Below are 15,281 nucleotides of genomic sequence, written 5' to 3'. Positions count from 1 at the left end.
ACAATGAACCTTAACAACCGCATCAAACTGTCATTCATGATGTTCCTGGAGTTTTTCATCTGGGGCGCATGGTTTGTGACACTAGGTACCTTCCTGGGGAACAACCTCAATGCAACAGGTGGCCAGTCGGCATCAGTATTCTCTACCCAAAGCTGGGGCGCAATCATTGCTCCTTTCATCATTGGACTGATTGCTGACCGTTATTTTAACGCAGAAAAGATCCTTGGTGTGCTGCACTTAATCGGTGCCGTACTCATGTATCAAATGTATAATGCCACAGACATCAGCGTATTTTACCCTTATGTACTGGCTTACATGATTCTGTTTATGCCTACCCTGGCCTTAGTCAACTCAGTTTCCTTCAATCAGATGAAAGATCCTGAAAAAGAATTCTCTACTATTAGGGTATTTGGAACGATCGGATGGATTGTTGCTGGTTTATTGATCAGTTTCTACTTCCACTGGGATACTGCAGAAGGTGCAAAAGCAGGTTTGCTTAAAAATACTTTCTTAATGGCAGGTATTGCTTCCTTAGTGATGGGGCTGTTTAGCTTTGCCTTGCCAAAAACACCGCCAAAAGCTGTTGCTGGTGAGAAAGTAAAAATCTCAGACATCCTTGGTTTAGATGCGTTAAAATTATTAAAAGATAAAAACTTCGCGATTTTCTTTGTCTCTTCAATTTTGATTTGTATCCCTCTGGCTTTCTATTATCAGAATGCACACCCTTTCCTATCTAATGTAGGCGTGCAGGATCCAACAGGAAAAATGACGATCGGACAAATTTCTGAAGTATTGTTCCTGTTATTGCTTCCGGTATTCTTTACGAAATTCGGTTTTAAGAAAACGATTCTGGTAGGTATGCTGGCATGGTGCTTACGTTACGCCCTTTTTGCGTACGGAAATGCTGGTGATTTAGGCTTTATGCTGATCATTGGTATTGCCCTTCATGGAATTTGCTATGACTTCTTCTTTGTATCAGGACAGATTTACACCAACTCTATTGCAGGTGATAAATACAAAAGTTCTGCACAGGGACTGATTACTTTAGCAACTTATGGTGTAGGAATGCTAATCGGTTTTGAAGTAGCTGGATACATTACAGATACCTATAAACTCGCCGATGGCTCATTCGATTGGAAAATGGTATGGATCATTCCTTCAGGAATCGCATTAGTGGTATTCTTATTGTTTGCTGTTTTCTTCACTGATAAGAAAAAAGTAGAAACTCAGGTAAATCTATAATGGCCGAAGAATTAAGCAGGAGATCTGCATTGAAAAACATAGTTGCCGGAACCGCCGCTTTAGGCGTTTCGGCAGCATTGCCAAGTTTTGCTATGGAGCCTTATCAGTCTACCGCATTAAAAGGAAATGTAAACCATTCAGTATGTCAATGGTGTTTCGGTGATATGGAATTAGATGCCCTGTGTATCGAAGCCAAAAAGATAGGAATTAAGGCGATCGACCTGGTTGGTCCTGCCGGCTGGCCTACTTTAAAGAAGCATGGTTTGGACTCTTCCATGTGTAATGGCGCAGAAATTAACCTTGTGGATGGATGGAATGATCCTAAATTTCATGCAACATTAATTAAAAATTACTCGGAAATGATTCCGAAAGTTGCCGCAGCAGGTTATAAACAACTGATCTGTTTCAGTGGAAACCGACGCGGAAAAGATGACGAAACCGGCCTCAACAATTGTGTAGAAGGCCTGAAACAAGTGATCGGTATTGCCGAAAAACACCATGTAGTTTTAGTAATGGAATTGCTGAACAGCAAAGTTGACCATACTGATTATCAGTGCGACACCACCAAATGGGGAGCTGAACTGGCCAAAAGACTGGGCTCAGAAAACTTCAAATTGCTGTACGACATTTACCACATGCAGATCGATGAGGGTAACGTCATCAGCAACATCAAAAAATACCATCCATACATCTCTCATTATCATACTGCGGGTGTTCCCGGAAGAAATGAAATAGACGATACTCAAGAGTTGTTTTATCCTGCAATTATAAAAGCTATATTAGCAACGGGATTTAAAGGTTATCTGGCGCAGGAATTCATTCCTAAGTATAAAGATAAAATCAAATCTCTAAGAGACGCCGTAAATATTTGTGACGTATAAATCAAAACTTATGAACTCTAGAAGAACATTTATAAAAAACGCAGGTATGGCTGCAGCAGGAGCCCTGTTGTTTCCTTCATTTGCACATGCCTTTGCTAAAGTAAAACCTGTCGGACTTCAACTGTACACTTTGAGAGAAGTGATCGGTAAAGACCCTAAAGGTGTGATTGAGCAAGTGGCTAAGGCAGGCTATAAGCAAGTAGAAACTTACGGTTACTCTGCAAAAGACGGTTATTTCGGTATGGCACCTAAAGCCTTCAAAAGCCTGTTGGATAACAATGGACTGATCGCACCTAGCGGACACTTTGGTTTGGATTCTTTCTTAAAAGACGGAAACCAGGACGAACTGAAAATTGCTATCGAAGGCGCAAACGCACTGAAGATGGATTTCCTAACCATTCCATGGATGGGTGAAAACTTAAGATCAAGCCTTGATGATTACAAAAAAGTTGCGGAACGCCTAAACCAGGCTGCCGTAATCTGTAAGAAAGCAGGATTAAAACTGGCTTACCATAACCATGATTTTGAATTCAAGAAATATGATGGCAAAACAGGATATGAGATAATGCTGACTGAAACTGACAAAAATCTTGTAAAATTTGAAATGGACTTATACTGGGTAGTAAGATCTGGTAATGACCCGGTTGCTTTCTTCAATAAATATCCAGGACGTTTCCCAATGTGGCATGTGAAGGACATGGACAAAGCGAACCATGGCATCAATACAGAGGTTGGTACCGGTGCAATTGATTTTAAATCTTTCTTTAAACATGCCAAACAGGCAGGATTGAAGTATGCCATCGTGGAACAAGAGAATTTCTCCAAGGATCCATTTGTTAGCATTAAGCAAAGCTTTGATTACGTAAGTCGCGAATTGGTTTAAGAAAAATAAAATCTTAAAATATCAAGGGAAGTGGTTTACGAAAACTACTTCCCTTTTTTATGACCACAAATCTTTGACTAAATCCTAAAGATCAGTGAGCAGAGGGAATACCTCTCTAATGATCTTTAAAGCGCATTAAAATGCAAGTTTTGAGTACTTTAGCATCAAAAAGCACAAAAATTTCACCATATTTGAAAAATATGGCCGAAATCAGCCAATGATAAAAAGAACTTATTACAAAAAACTGAATACTATAAATTAATAAGAACTATAAAAAACCAATTAAAGAAATGAAAATTGCAGTTGTAGGCGCCACCGGTCTGGTAGGTACCGTAATGTTAAAAGTGTTAGAAGAGCGTAACTTCCCGTTGACCGAGTTAATTCCGGTTGCATCCGAAAAAAGTGTTGGTAAAGAAATCACTTTTAAGGGTAAGAAGTATGCGATTGTAAACATGGATACTGCAATTTCAATGAAACCTGATATTGCTTTATTCTCTGCAGGTGGCAGCACCTCATTAGAACATGCTCCACGTTTCGCTGAAGCAGGAACCACAGTAATTGACAACTCATCGGCATGGCGCATGGACCCATCTAAGAAATTAGTGGTACCAGAAGTGAATGCTCATGAATTATCTATTGATGATAAGATTATTGCCAATCCAAATTGCTCAACTATTCAAATGGTAGTGGCTTTAAAACCATTACATGATAAATATAAGATCAAACGTGTGGTAGTTTCAACTTACCAGTCTGTAACAGGAACTGGCGTTAAAGCAGTAGAGCAAATGATGAATGAACGTAAAGGCATCATGGATGGGCCAATGGCTTATGCTTACCCTATCGATTTAAACGTGATCCCTCAGATTGATGTTTTCGAAGAAAACGGATACACAAAAGAGGAGATGAAAATGATCAAGGAAACCAATAAAATTATGGGCGACGACAGTATCCGTTTAACAGCGACTACAGTTCGTATTCCAGTAATGGGTGGCCACTCTGAATCAGTAAATATCCAGTTTGATAACGAATTTGACGTCATCGAATTGAGAGAATTATTGGCTAAAACTCCAGGAATCGTTGTGGTAGATGATATTGCCAACCTGAAATACCCAATGCCAAAGGATGCTCATGAAAAAGATGAAGTATTTGTGGGAAGAATCAGACGTGATGAATCTATGCCAAACACGGTGAACCTTTGGATCGTTGCAGATAACCTTCGTAAAGGTGCAGCAACCAATGCGGTACAGATTGCAGAATACCTGGTTAAAAACGAACTGGTTTAATTCTCCATCCATAAAATAAATGATTGAGGTATGGAACGCTGTAAAAGGCAATCTGTACCTCAATTTTTCGTTAATAGCTACATTGCCTCCAATTATGAATATTGTCAGAAACATTGTCTTTTTATCCCTGATCCTTTTACAGCAGCTTGCCCAGGCCCAAACTCCAATGGAAAAACTGGAACAAGCCTATCAGATATTAAAAGATGATGGTCAGGCAAAACATGCGATCATTGGCCTTTGCGTTCTGGACGCAAATACCGGAAAGCTATTGCTAGGCAAAAATGAAGAATTGGGCCTGGCCACAGCTTCCACTTTGAAAACCATTACTTCTGCAACGGCATTCAGCATGCTCGGCAAAGATTTCCAATACCAAACTACCCTTGCTTACAGCGGCCAGATTACTCCAGATGGCACTTTACAAGGAGACCTCATCATCGTTGGTGGCGGAGATCCTACCTTAGGCTCCTGGCGCTACGAAAACACTAAAGAAAATTACATCCTGCAGCAATGGGTAACAGCCATACAGCGCGCAGGAATTAAAAAAATTGAAGGTAAAATCATTGGTGACGACAGCATCTGGGGAACGCAAAGCACACCTGATGGCTGGATCTGGCAAGATATCGGCAATTATTACGGTGCCGGTCCATCCGCACTCAGCTGGCGCGAAAACCAGTTCGACATCCACCTGAAAGCCAGCAACTCTAAAGATCAACCGGTATCTATTTTAAAGGTAGTTCCGGAAATGCCTTACCTTAAAATCATAAATGAGTTGAAAGCTGGTGCTGAGGGCAGCGGTGACCATGCGTATTCCTACCTGCCTCCTGATGGCAACCTGGCCTACCTTCGCGGAACCTGGGCCTTGGGAATTTCCAAACCAGGTGTCTCTACTGCCGTACCTAACCCTGCTTATGACGCTGCATTTCGTTTACAGGATACCCTGAAAAGAATAGGTATTGCCACACTATTACCCCCAACTACTGCTAGACTGCTCGCTGTAGATCAGCAAACTGTACCCGCTGTTCAACAGAAACTAATCACGATCTCCTCTCCTACCTTATCGGAAATGGTGTATTGGTTCAATAAAAAAAGTGTCAATTTATACGGAGAACACCTGCTAAAAACATTGGCCTGGAAATCCGGCAAACTACCAACCACCGCCAATGGAGCACAAACAGAAATCAACTTCTGGGCGCAAAAAGGGATGGACAGACGTGCTTTGAACATTGTAGATGGCAGCGGACTATCGCCGGCCACCAGAGTCACCCCATTGGCCATGGCCGAAATCCTTTTTCAATCACAAAAAGAAACCTGGTTTCCAGACTTCTATAAATCAATCCCGGACAACAACGGCATGAAGTTAAAAAGTGGCAGCATTGCCGATGTTTCTGCCTATGCCGGATATTATACAGACAAAACAGGCAACAAATACGTCATCGTAATCAACATCAATAATTATAACGGATCAGGCATTAACAAGAAGCTATTCAAGGTACTGGATGCTTTAAAATAAAAGGATCGCCACATTATCTGCCTTTTTATTGATAAATTGCGACAGTTTTTAAACATAAGAAATACGGTTAACCTTTGCTATGAAGAGATTATTTCTGTTGGTATTGAGTGGTATGATCAGCGCAGCTGGTTATAGCCAGGGGCCTCTACCAGCTACCACAACGATGACGGAGCCGGCAATATCAAACCTGCTTCCTACCGAAATTGCCATCATTCCAGAACCTGTTTCTGTGATTAAACAAGCTGGTCATTTCATCTTACCTGAAAATGTAACCATCCATGCCCCGGCAATCCCGGAATTGAAACAAGTAACTGCTTTCCTACAGGAAAGATTGTCTGTTCCTACCGGCAGATATGTCTCTGTACTGAGCGGCCATGCTGGAGATCATGCGCAAATCAGGTTAATCTTAAATGATAAACAAAATCCACAGTTAGGAAACGAAGGTTATCAGCTGACCGTTAAAACCAGTCAAATTCTGATCAGGGCCAATAAAGCAGCCGGCTTATACTATGGCGCACAGAGCCTGATACAGCTCTTCCCTAAAGAAATAGAAAGTAAAGAACCAGTAGCTGCACAAACCTGGTCTGCACCCTGCGTAGACATTACCGATTACCCGCGTGTAGGCTGGAGAGGCCTAATGCTGGATGTAGCCCGCCATTTCTTCACAAAAGAAGAAGTAAAACAATACATCAACACAATGGTTCGCTATAAGTATAACATACTTCATTTACACCTCACCGATGATGAAGGCTGGAGAATAGAAATCAAAGGTTTTCCAAAACTGACCGAAGTAGGCGCATGGAGCGTGAAGAAAACTGGAGAATTCGGAAATTTCATCCCACCTACACCAGATGAGCCCCGTACTTATGGTGGTTTTTATACCCAGGAGGATTTAAAAGAACTCATTCAATACGCACAGGATCGGTTTGTGAACATCATGCCGGAGATTGACGTCCCGGGTCATAGTTTAGCCGCCATAGCTTCTTACCCAGAGCTTTCCTGTACTTCAGGTGCAGAAAATTACCGTGTTCGCTCTGGCGAAAGAATCATGGACTGGTCAAGAGGAGCACCGCCAACCGCCTTGGTAGACAACACCCTTTGCCCGGCGAATGAAAAAGTATACAGCTTTTTAGATAGTGTGATTACCCAGGTAGCCGCATTGTTCCCATTCGAATATATCCACATGGGTGGGGATGAAGCCCCTTTTAACTTCTGGCAAAAGAGCGATGCCATTAAAGCATTGATGCAGAAAGAAGGATTAAAGAATATGCATCAGGTACAGGGCTATTTTGAAAAGCGAGTACAGGCAATTGTAGAATCCAAAGGTAAAAAGTTCATGGGATGGGATGAGATCATGGATGGGGATCTTTCTCCAAGTGCTGCAGTGATGAGCTGGAGAGGTGTAAAAAATGGAGCCGATGCTGCAATGAAAAAACATGAAGTGGTGATGAGTCCCAGTACTTATGCTTACCTGGATTATATGCAGGCCGACCAGATTACAGAACCAAGAGTATATGCTTCCCTACGTTTGAGTAAAGCCTACGAATTTGATCCCATTCCTGCAGGTGTGGATCCGAAATACATTAAAGGCGGACAAGCCAACCTATGGACAGAGCAGGTTACCAATATCCGTCAGGCCGAATACATGACCTGGCCAAGAGGGATGGCCATTGCGGAATCCGTATGGTCGCCTAAAGAAAAGAAAAACTGGGAGAACTTTTTTGGAAGAGTAGAACAGCACTTTCAGCGCCTGGATGTTGCGGAAACGAAATACGCGCCTAGTGTATATGACCCTATTTTTAAAGTCAGCAGGTCTGCCGATAAACAGCTGATCATTGAATTGAGCACGGAAATCACAGGACTGGATATTTATTACAGTTTCGACAACTCCTTCCCGGATCGCTTTTATCCGAAGTATACGGAAAAACTAACACCGCCAAAAGATGCAACGATGTTGAGAGTGATTACTTACAGAGGCAAACAGCCAATTGGAAGGATGATGAATATGCCAATAGAAGAGTTAAATAAAAGAGCAAGAAGATAAGACATTGAGGTATTTCGTACACATAGGCTACCATGGCCTTCATTTTAATGGATGGCAGAAACAACCCGGAGTGATGAATGTACAGGGCGTGATCGAAAATGCACTGACACAGATCCTGAAAACCCCAATATTTATCAATGGCTGTGGCCGTACCGATGCTCATGTTCATGCCAGTCAGTTCTTTTTTCACATGGATATAGAACAGCCATGGGATTTCGACCTGATGTTTCGATTAAATAAGTTGTTGCCAGCCAGTATTGCCGTTTTTGACATCATTCCAATGGAAGGCTTACCTCATGCCCGTTTTGATGCCGTACAGCGCAGCTATGATTATTTTATGCATACTTATAAAAGCCCTTTTCTTAACGGACATAGTGCCTACTACCTTTTACCTGATCTAAACTTTGATCAAATGAAACAGGCCGCAGCATTGCTGCCTCAATACCAGGATTACCGTGCTTTTTGCACTAGTCCGGATAAGTACGAGCATACGCTCTGTTATGTGAAATCGGCAGAATTGACCGTAGACAGCAGTGGAGATCGTTTACGCTTCCAAATCTCCTCTAATCGCTTTCTAGGCAAGATGATTCGGATCATCATGGGCCAATTGTTAAAAATCGGTAAAGGGGAATTGAGTGTGGATGAATTTGAGCATCATCTGATCAGTAAAGAAACACCTAGACTGATTACCCCTGCACATCCGCAAGGGCTGTATTTATCGAAGGTGACTTACCCTTATCTTAATCTGCCACCAAGAACGACTTTCTCGGCCATCCTGCAGCCGCAGTTCGATACTTTTAAATAGTCTTATTTTTAATTTTACCTGCCTGAAATGCCCATTCAATAATATGTTTAATGGATTTCTTCACTTCCGCTCTTCCCGCTTCTGAATTAATATCCAATCCACAGATGGTGCTGTCATTTTTCTTCGCATGAAGTACCATATAATAAATTCCAGAAACCAGCAGCGCTGATACCCCCCTCAAACTCACCGGAGAGTTCTTGAAATAAGGATCCGACATCTCCAGCAATACATCTCCCTGTTCTGCCCTTACTTTACACACGCTGTCCAGCAAGATGGTTCTTTCTGAGATTTCCCACAAAATGATCTTCTGCATTTCTTCCTCATTCCAGAAATACTCAAACTGCTTTTCAAGAAGAGAGGAAATGGTATCAATTAAGGCGCTTTTTTTATTGATACCCTCAATGTCGCTGGAAATGTGTTTTTTATGCGACAACCAGTAATCTTTTTCAATTACATAGGTTTCAATCAGGCGGTCTACGTTTTCAAAATACCGATAAATCAGTTTCTTACTGACCTTGGCCTCCCTGGCGATTTCGTTCACGCCCAATGCACGGTAGCCTTTAGCCTTAATAATCGCACCAACTGCATCTATCAGCTTACGTTCCGTTAATAAACGGCTTTTAATGGCTTCTGTGGGTTCTTTTTTAACCATATCAATACTGGATTCTTATAAAGGACAACTGGACAATAGTGCTAACGAATGGTTTGGAAGAAAATTTTAATATAATAAATAAATTTTAGGTTCAAATACAAAAACCATGCAATAAAAAGGAATTTATTTAAAATCACTTTGAATTTTCTGGAAAAATAACAATAATTAATTATTTTATTAGTTAAAATAAGAAGTAAAATTCCGCAAAAACACAGTCTGAAGCATCAATTGGCTGATTTTCATTAGGGTATATTTATTTTTAAAAAATTTATTAAGAGATCATATATAGATACAAAATAAGAAAATACTGAAAAAACAAACTTCATGGCATTCCTACCGAATGCCATGAAGAGGGATAATTCAATATAGGGGGGACATATTGAATGTTATTAATGCGTTTTATAAATCCCTCTTGCAATAACGCCTAAATGCAAGCGGGTAATCAACAAAAAAATGAGAACGTTGATCAATGTATTAGAATCTCAAGATAATAGGGGATTATATTTTAATTCATACATGGCAAATATAAACTACAAAACCTATCGAAGTGGTGACATGGGAAATTATTTTAAGGCTCATTAATCACTGAAAAACAACCACTTAACTAAAACAAAGGCACTAGTCAAACAGAATTTGTGTAAAAACATCGTTTTTGAACAGAAATTATCATTTGTCTTTCAGCTCTTGAAATCTCAAATCCACAGGACAAATAAGCGACTGAACAGCAGCAAATTAACCAACAAATAACCCTTGATAATCTTGATTATTCTCCTTAACTTCAAGTAGCATTTTTCAAAAACAAGGAGGTATATCATGACTGTTATTCAAAGGATTGAACACTGGGGAGACCTGCACCATGCCAAATGGCTGGATGCGGTACGGATTGTTTTAGGTTTACTTATTTTTGGTAAGGGTATCGCGATTGTGAGCAACACAGCGGCCTTACAGGATTTACTGCTGCAAAATAATGTGTTTAGTTTTTCAGGGATGATGGCAAGCGTAGCAGTTCATGTAATTGGATTTGTCCATCTGGTAGGTGGTTTACTGATTGTACTTGGTCTGCTGACGAGGTTTGCCGTAGTGATCCAGATTCCAATTCTGGTATGTGCAATACTATTTGTTAACTTATCCAGAGGATTTTCATTCCTAAATTCAGAATTATGGCTTTCCATCATTGTACTGATGCTGCTGGTCCTATTCTGGGTGGTAGGTTCAGGTCCTTACTCCGTAGACTACCAAATGAAGAAAAAGACGAGGTCGTAAAAGTACCATTCATTTACACCGACTGATTCTTTACACCGACCTGAGATTCATTAAGCCTTAAATGATTAATTTTGAATAAAATAAGGCTTATGAATTTTCACACTAGAAAATGGGTAAAACCAGAAGATCTAAATCCTAACGGGACTTTGTTTGGCGGTAGCTTGCTCCGCTGGATCGATGAAGAAGCGGCGATTTATGCAATTGTACAGCTCAGCAATCCAAGGGTAGTCACTAAATATATCTCAGAAATCAATTTTGTCAGCTCAGCAAAACAGGGCGACATTATAGAAATGGGCATCACTGCAACCGATTTCGGAAATACCTCTTTAACGATGCGCTGCGAAGTTAGAAACAAGATCACCAGGAAAAGTATTCTGACCATTGATAAAATGGTATTTGTGAATGTAGATGAAGATGGTAATCCTGCGCCGCATGGCAGAACCCACATCAAATTTATCGAAGAACAATTTGAGAAAGAAGACCTTTAGAAGGTCTTTAAACGTCCGATAGCACCAATACTCTTAAAGCATCGGGCGTAAGGCTGATGCCATTTACAACCTGACTTGCTTGCTGGTAGAAAGGATTACGTTCTTCCAGTTTACTGGCAATGAAAGCAATTAATTCTTCTTCATTCATGTCTTTTAGTAAAGGGCGTTTATCTTTTCCACTTTCCAATCTTTTCGCTAATGCCGCAGGGGGCATTTCTATATAAACGGATAACCCATTGTCATTGATCCATTGCATATTGTCAAAATAGCAAGGTGCTCCCCCACCTGTGGCCACTACACAGTTGTCTGGGTAATTAAACTCTTTTAGTGTTTTACTTTCAAAGATCCTGAAGGCAGATTCCCCATTGGCCGCAAAATAAGCACCAATAGACATCCCTACGAGTTTTTCAATCTGATGGTCCAGATCAATAAAATCATACCCTAGCTTAGTCGCCAGTTTTCTACCCAGCGTACTTTTACCACAACCCATAAATCCTATCAGAAATATCTTCATTTTTATTCAGCAAGTTTAACTCTGGGGTCAACAGCGGCATATAATAAGTCTACCAGAATGTTGATCACCACAAATATAAAGGCAATAAAAAGAATTGAGCCCATCACTACCGGAAAATCTGACATTTCCAGCGCAGTAACGGTGGTCCTCCCTAAGCCATTGTATCCAAAAATATATTCTACAAAAAAAGAACCTGCCAGTAATCCTGCAAACCAACCGGAAATCGCAGTAATGACAGGATTTAAAGCATTTTTTAAGGCGTGTTTGTAAATGATCGCATGCCTGCTCAAACCTTTAGCCTTCGCAGTTCTGATATAGTCCTGAGCGAGCACATCAAGCATCGCACTTCTGGTGAGCTGTACGATGATGGCCAATGGCCTCAAGCCTAGCGTCAGCATGGGCAGCAAAAGGTTTTTCCAGGTCATTATTTCCCCTTTAAAAGGATCATAACTATATAGACTGCCCGACATATTCAGGCCGGTATAATCGCTCCAGACGAAGCCAAACAACCAGGCGATGATAATTCCTGCAAAAAAAGAAGGAGCAGAAATCCCCAGAATGGCAAATGAATTTGCCGCTTTATCAATCCAGGTATCCTTATGTACGGCAGAAACGACACCTAGAAGTACCCCAATTACAGTGGCAAAAATCATTGCCGATAAGGCCAGTACAAAAGTATTGGGAACTGTTTCTTTTAAGATCATGGTAACCTCACGTTTAGTCTGGTAAGACCTACGGAGGTAAGGCCACTTTAAAACCAGTACTTCGTTCCCAATGTGCAGCAATTTCACATAGTGATATTTGCTGTGGTTCTCGGCATTGTCTTCATGAATACTAATAGGAGAAAGATCGTTGAGGTATAGAAAAAACTGAACTGGCCTGGATTTATCCAGGCCAAATTCTTTTCGGACAGCCTCCAGCGACTGCACGTCGGAGCGTTGCCCCATCGTCATTCTGGCTGGATCGCCCGGTAATACATTAAACAATAAAAAGACCACGCTCAGCACCCCCAGCATTACCGCCAGTCCATAGAAAGACTTCTTGAGGGCATAAGCAAACATCGGTTATTTACTAAAATATTTTTCTGAAAGCACTTCAAAAGAAGGCACTGCATTGTAATGCCATTTATTGACAATAACTCCGTTTTTAAGCAGTAATACACCTGGATTCGCCCTTACCATACTTTTCAAAGGAACAGCATCCGCATAAAATACTTCTGTAAACAGTTTCATTTTTTTACTGAAAGCAAGGGCATCCTGTGCAGAATTGGAAGTCAGCAGTACCGTCCTGATGTTAAATTGTTCCGCAGCATTTAACGCCAATGCGTTTAATTTAGCGATTGCTTCTTCATCTGTATCGTTCAAGTTATAGGCTACGTATACTAGGTTATAGTAAGGATTTTCAATCAGTTCTTTCGTATAATCTGTACCCGAGGCATCACTGATCAGCAAATCTTTAATTTTCGGCTCATATCCTTTTTTGATCAGTTTCTTTTCAGGCGTACCTACAATTTCCCAGTTTTCATCTTTCCAGATTTCCGTTTTCAGGTAATCCTTGTCGCTCATCACCTTCTTCTCTTTTGTTTTCTTATTGCTCAAGTTATACATGATCAGAAACTCATCAGGCTGAGCTCCAGGAGGGATAGCCATCAATTCAGGAATACTCGCCCCTACCTTATAAGGCAGGAAGTCCAAAATCGGCAATCTGCTATAAGTATACTGGCTGAACAACAGCGAAGCACACAACACAATAGCCAAAGAAGCGCTTTGCCAACTCCGGTTGTTGGTAATTGGGCGGATTAAATCCTTATATAGGAAAAGGTAAATGATCAACACCAGCAGCACTAAATCTTTAGAGAAAGACTGCCATGGCGTTAAAGGAATGGCGTCTCCAAAACAACCGCAAGAGGTTACTACTTTGAAAAATGCGGAAACGAAAGTTAGGAAAGTAAAAAAGATGATCACCACCAATAAGCCCGCCGTCACCTTTTTAGCCCAGAAGCCGAAAAGCAGTAATGCCCCAAGCACGATTTCCATCACACAAAGTAAGATGGCAATTCCGGTAGCAATCCCACTTAAAAAAGGCAGGTGAAAGACCTCAAAATATTCCTGTAATTTATAACCGAAGCCCAATGGGTCATTCGCTTTGATCAGTCCTGAGAATATAAACAGGACGCCAACAAATATTCTGGCAAAATTTAGGGCAATTTTCTTCATTATCTCAGGCCAAGTTTAATTAATGCAAAAACAGAATAGTTGAGCATGTCCTGATAATTGGCATCGATCCCTTCTGAGGCTAATGTTTTACCGGCATTATCTTCTATTTGTTTTACTCTTAAAATTTTCATTAGGATGAGGTCTGTTAAAGAACTCACACGCATATCCCTCCAAGCTTCTCCATAATCATGGTTCTTAGCGAACATCAGGTCTTTGGTGAGGGTTACTTTCTCGTCATAAAGCTGTTCTACATGATCAGGATCCAAATCATAAGGATCATTTTCGGTCAGTTCCAGCTGCAGCATCCCCATCACGCAATAATTGATGATGCCTATATATTCGGGAATAACGCCTTCATCTACCATAGCAACTTTTTTATCTTCCAGGGTACGGATGCGCTGTGCCTTGATGAAAATCTGATCGGTAATGGAGGACGGCCTAAGTATGCGCCATGCCGTTCCATAGTCCTTTGTTTTCTTTATAAAAAGCGATTTACAAACCGCAATTACTGAATCGAATTCTTTTGAGGTGTTTGTTGCCAAAACAATTAAAATATTTAGTTTAAAGCTATTTAAATACCGTATTTTTGTTTTATACGATGGCTAAAGATACATTTTTAAACCGAAAGACCACACTAAACCTGCAAGGCAGGCTTGTAGATATCAGCAAGCCAACGGTGATGGGAATCCTCAACTTGACCCCGGATTCATTTTACAATAACAGTAGAATTGACAATGCCGATGACGCTTTAAGACGAACGGAAACTTTTCTGAATGAGGGTGCTAAGTTCATAGACATTGGCGCATATTCTTCTCGTCCCGGTGCTGCAGAAGTTAGTGAAGCAGAAGAATTAAGCCGGATGGTACCTATGGTAGAAATCATCAGTAAAAAATTCCCTGAAGCCTGGCTCTCCATTGATACGTTCCGCGCGAAAGTAGCAAAGGAAAGTATAGAGGCCGGAGCACATCTGATCAATGACATATCCGGAGGAGAACTGGATGAGGCCATGTTCCAAACCGCAGCTGATTTACAAGTTCCTTATATTCTGATGCACATGCGCGGCACTCCGCAAAATATGCAGCAGCAAACCGGTTATTCGAATATCGGCCTGGATCTGGTGGATTATTTTTCTCAAAAGATAGCGTCCTTAAGAAAGTTAGGTGTAAAGGACATCATCCTTGATCCAGGTTTTGGTTTTGCAAAAACTACCGATGAAAATTATCAATTGCTAAACCAGTTGGAAGAATTGGATATTTTTGAATTGCCATTGCTGGTAGGTTTCTCCAGGAAATCGATGATTTATAATTTTCTTGGAAATGATCCACAAGAGGCCCTAAACGGCACCACTATTCTAAATACCATCGCCTTGATGAAAGGCGCGGGCATACTAAGGGTACACGATGTAAAAGCAGCGGCAGAATGTATTGCCCTGGTAGAGAAAACCAGATCGCATTAAAAAAGCATGCTCGCGATTAATATCAAAAAATACCTAACTTGGGC

15 protein-coding genes are annotated in these 15,281 nt (G+C 40.9%); 10 read left to right on the top strand and 5 right to left on the bottom strand.

Annotation, left to right across the window (positions count from 1 at the left end):
- Window positions 1-3 precede the first annotated feature (3 nt).
- From AQ505_RS03300 to AQ505_RS03270, 7 genes are all read left to right on the top strand, one after another.
- Window positions 4-1,242 carry a nucleoside permease gene (locus AQ505_RS03300; RefSeq protein WP_062546866.1) on the top strand — a complete coding sequence of 413 codons (1,239 nt, stop codon included), beginning with the start codon at window positions 4-6 and terminating at the stop codon, window positions 1,240-1,242.
- Complete coding sequence (locus tag AQ505_RS03295) at window positions 1,242-2,123, top strand: hydroxypyruvate isomerase family protein (protein ID WP_062546865.1); 882 nt, start codon at window positions 1,242-1,244, stop codon at window positions 2,121-2,123. The genes AQ505_RS03300 and AQ505_RS03295 overlap by 1 nt, the downstream gene beginning before the upstream one ends.
- Window positions 2,124-2,133: 10 nt before the next feature.
- Window positions 2,134-3,006, top strand: coding sequence for a sugar phosphate isomerase/epimerase family protein (locus AQ505_RS03290; protein ID WP_062546864.1), 873 nt, complete (start codon window positions 2,134-2,136; stop codon window positions 3,004-3,006).
- 290 nt (window positions 3,007-3,296) lie between these two features.
- A complete protein-coding gene (locus AQ505_RS03285) occupies window positions 3,297-4,289 on the top strand; it encodes an aspartate-semialdehyde dehydrogenase (protein WP_062546863.1) in 993 nt (330 codons plus the stop codon).
- A gap of 94 nt (window positions 4,290-4,383) precedes the next feature.
- Entirely contained in the window at window positions 4,384-5,799 is a 1,416-nt protein-coding gene (gene dacB / locus AQ505_RS03280) for a D-alanyl-D-alanine carboxypeptidase/D-alanyl-D-alanine endopeptidase (RefSeq protein WP_062550869.1), read from the top strand.
- Between the two features lie 79 nt (window positions 5,800-5,878).
- Entirely contained in the window at window positions 5,879-7,843 is a 1,965-nt protein-coding gene (locus AQ505_RS03275; RefSeq protein WP_082461397.1) for a beta-N-acetylhexosaminidase, read from the top strand.
- Window positions 7,844-7,847: 4 nt separating this feature from the next.
- Window positions 7,848-8,648, top strand: coding sequence for a tRNA pseudouridine synthase A (locus AQ505_RS03270; RefSeq protein ID WP_062546862.1), 801 nt, complete (start codon window positions 7,848-7,850; stop codon window positions 8,646-8,648).
- Here AQ505_RS03270 and AQ505_RS03265 read toward each other — a convergent pair.
- The gene (locus AQ505_RS03265) at window positions 8,641-9,300 is read right to left on the bottom strand and encodes a TetR/AcrR family transcriptional regulator (RefSeq protein ID WP_062546861.1); all 660 of its coding nucleotides are present in this window, start codon (window positions 9,298-9,300) and stop codon (window positions 8,641-8,643) included. The genes AQ505_RS03270 and AQ505_RS03265 overlap by 8 nt on opposite strands.
- Before the next feature lie 813 nt (window positions 9,301-10,113).
- On the opposite strand from AQ505_RS03265, the gene AQ505_RS03260 reads away from it, so the two are divergent.
- Both AQ505_RS03260 and AQ505_RS03255 read left to right on the top strand, forming a co-directional pair.
- Entirely contained in the window at window positions 10,114-10,563 is a 450-nt protein-coding gene (locus AQ505_RS03260) for a DoxX family protein (RefSeq protein WP_062546860.1), read from the top strand.
- Between the two features lie 89 nt (window positions 10,564-10,652).
- Window positions 10,653-11,051: an acyl-CoA thioesterase gene (locus tag AQ505_RS03255; protein ID WP_062546859.1), complete on the top strand. Its 399-nt coding sequence runs from the start codon at window positions 10,653-10,655 to the stop codon at window positions 11,049-11,051.
- A gap of 7 nt (window positions 11,052-11,058) precedes the next feature.
- Here the strand turns inward: AQ505_RS03255 and AQ505_RS03250 are convergent, their stop codons facing one another.
- From AQ505_RS03250 to AQ505_RS03235, 4 genes are read right to left on the bottom strand one after another with little or no spacing between them, the layout of a single operon-like run.
- The gene (locus tag AQ505_RS03250) at window positions 11,059-11,565 is read right to left on the bottom strand and encodes a shikimate kinase (protein ID WP_062546858.1); all 507 of its coding nucleotides are present in this window, start codon (window positions 11,563-11,565) and stop codon (window positions 11,059-11,061) included.
- A gap of 2 nt (window positions 11,566-11,567) precedes the next feature.
- Complete coding sequence (locus AQ505_RS03245) at window positions 11,568-12,626, bottom strand: ABC transporter permease (RefSeq protein ID WP_062546857.1); 1,059 nt, start codon at window positions 12,624-12,626, stop codon at window positions 11,568-11,570.
- 3 nt (window positions 12,627-12,629) lie between these two features.
- Entirely contained in the window at window positions 12,630-13,781 is a 1,152-nt protein-coding gene (locus AQ505_RS03240) for a BT_3928 family protein (RefSeq protein WP_062546856.1), read from the bottom strand.
- Window positions 13,781-14,323 (bottom strand): DUF1599 domain-containing protein, encoded by a 543-nt coding sequence (locus AQ505_RS03235; protein WP_062546855.1) that lies wholly within the window; start codon window positions 14,321-14,323, stop codon window positions 13,781-13,783. Before AQ505_RS03235 ends, AQ505_RS03240 begins: the two co-directional genes overlap by 1 nt.
- Window positions 14,324-14,379: 56 nt before the next feature.
- On the opposite strand from AQ505_RS03235, the gene folP reads away from it, so the two are divergent.
- On the top strand, window positions 14,380-15,237 hold the full coding sequence (gene folP / locus AQ505_RS03230) for a dihydropteroate synthase (RefSeq protein ID WP_062546854.1): 858 nt from the start codon (window positions 14,380-14,382) through the stop codon (window positions 15,235-15,237).
- The last annotated feature ends 44 nt before the right edge of the window (window positions 15,238-15,281 follow it).

It is taken from the genome of Pedobacter sp. PACM 27299, assembly GCF_001412655.1.
Lineage (GTDB): Bacteria > Bacteroidota > Bacteroidia > Sphingobacteriales > Sphingobacteriaceae > Pedobacter.
This window is presented reverse-complemented; position numbering and strand designations above follow the sequence as displayed.

Bases quoted from the DNA above. Each gene is read 5' to 3' on its own strand.
- AQ505_RS03240 (WP_062546856.1), bottom strand. From the start codon at position 13,781: ATGAAGAAAATTGCCCTAAATTTTGCCAGAATATTTGTTGGCGTCCTG.
- AQ505_RS03300 (WP_062546866.1), top strand. From the start codon at position 4: ATGAACCTTAACAACCGCATCAAACTGTCATTCATGATGTTCCTGGAG.
- AQ505_RS03255 (WP_062546859.1), top strand. From the start codon at position 10,653: ATGAATTTTCACACTAGAAAATGGGTAAAACCAGAAGATCTAAATCCT.
- AQ505_RS03275 (WP_082461397.1), top strand. From the start codon at position 5,879: ATGAAGAGATTATTTCTGTTGGTATTGAGTGGTATGATCAGCGCAGCT.
- folP (WP_062546854.1), top strand. From the start codon at position 14,380: ATGGCTAAAGATACATTTTTAAACCGAAAGACCACACTAAACCTGCAA.
- AQ505_RS03285 (WP_062546863.1), top strand. From the start codon at position 3,297: ATGAAAATTGCAGTTGTAGGCGCCACCGGTCTGGTAGGTACCGTAATG.
- AQ505_RS03250 (WP_062546858.1), bottom strand. From the start codon at position 11,565: ATGAAGATATTTCTGATAGGATTTATGGGTTGTGGTAAAAGTACGCTG.
- dacB (WP_062550869.1), top strand. From the start codon at position 4,384: ATGAATATTGTCAGAAACATTGTCTTTTTATCCCTGATCCTTTTACAG.
- AQ505_RS03245 (WP_062546857.1), bottom strand. From the start codon at position 12,626: ATGTTTGCTTATGCCCTCAAGAAGTCTTTCTATGGACTGGCGGTAATG.
- AQ505_RS03290 (WP_062546864.1), top strand. From the start codon at position 2,134: ATGAACTCTAGAAGAACATTTATAAAAAACGCAGGTATGGCTGCAGCA.
- AQ505_RS03295 (WP_062546865.1), top strand. From the start codon at position 1,242: ATGGCCGAAGAATTAAGCAGGAGATCTGCATTGAAAAACATAGTTGCC.
- AQ505_RS03260 (WP_062546860.1), top strand. From the start codon at position 10,114: ATGACTGTTATTCAAAGGATTGAACACTGGGGAGACCTGCACCATGCC.
- AQ505_RS03265 (WP_062546861.1), bottom strand. From the start codon at position 9,300: ATGGTTAAAAAAGAACCCACAGAAGCCATTAAAAGCCGTTTATTAACG.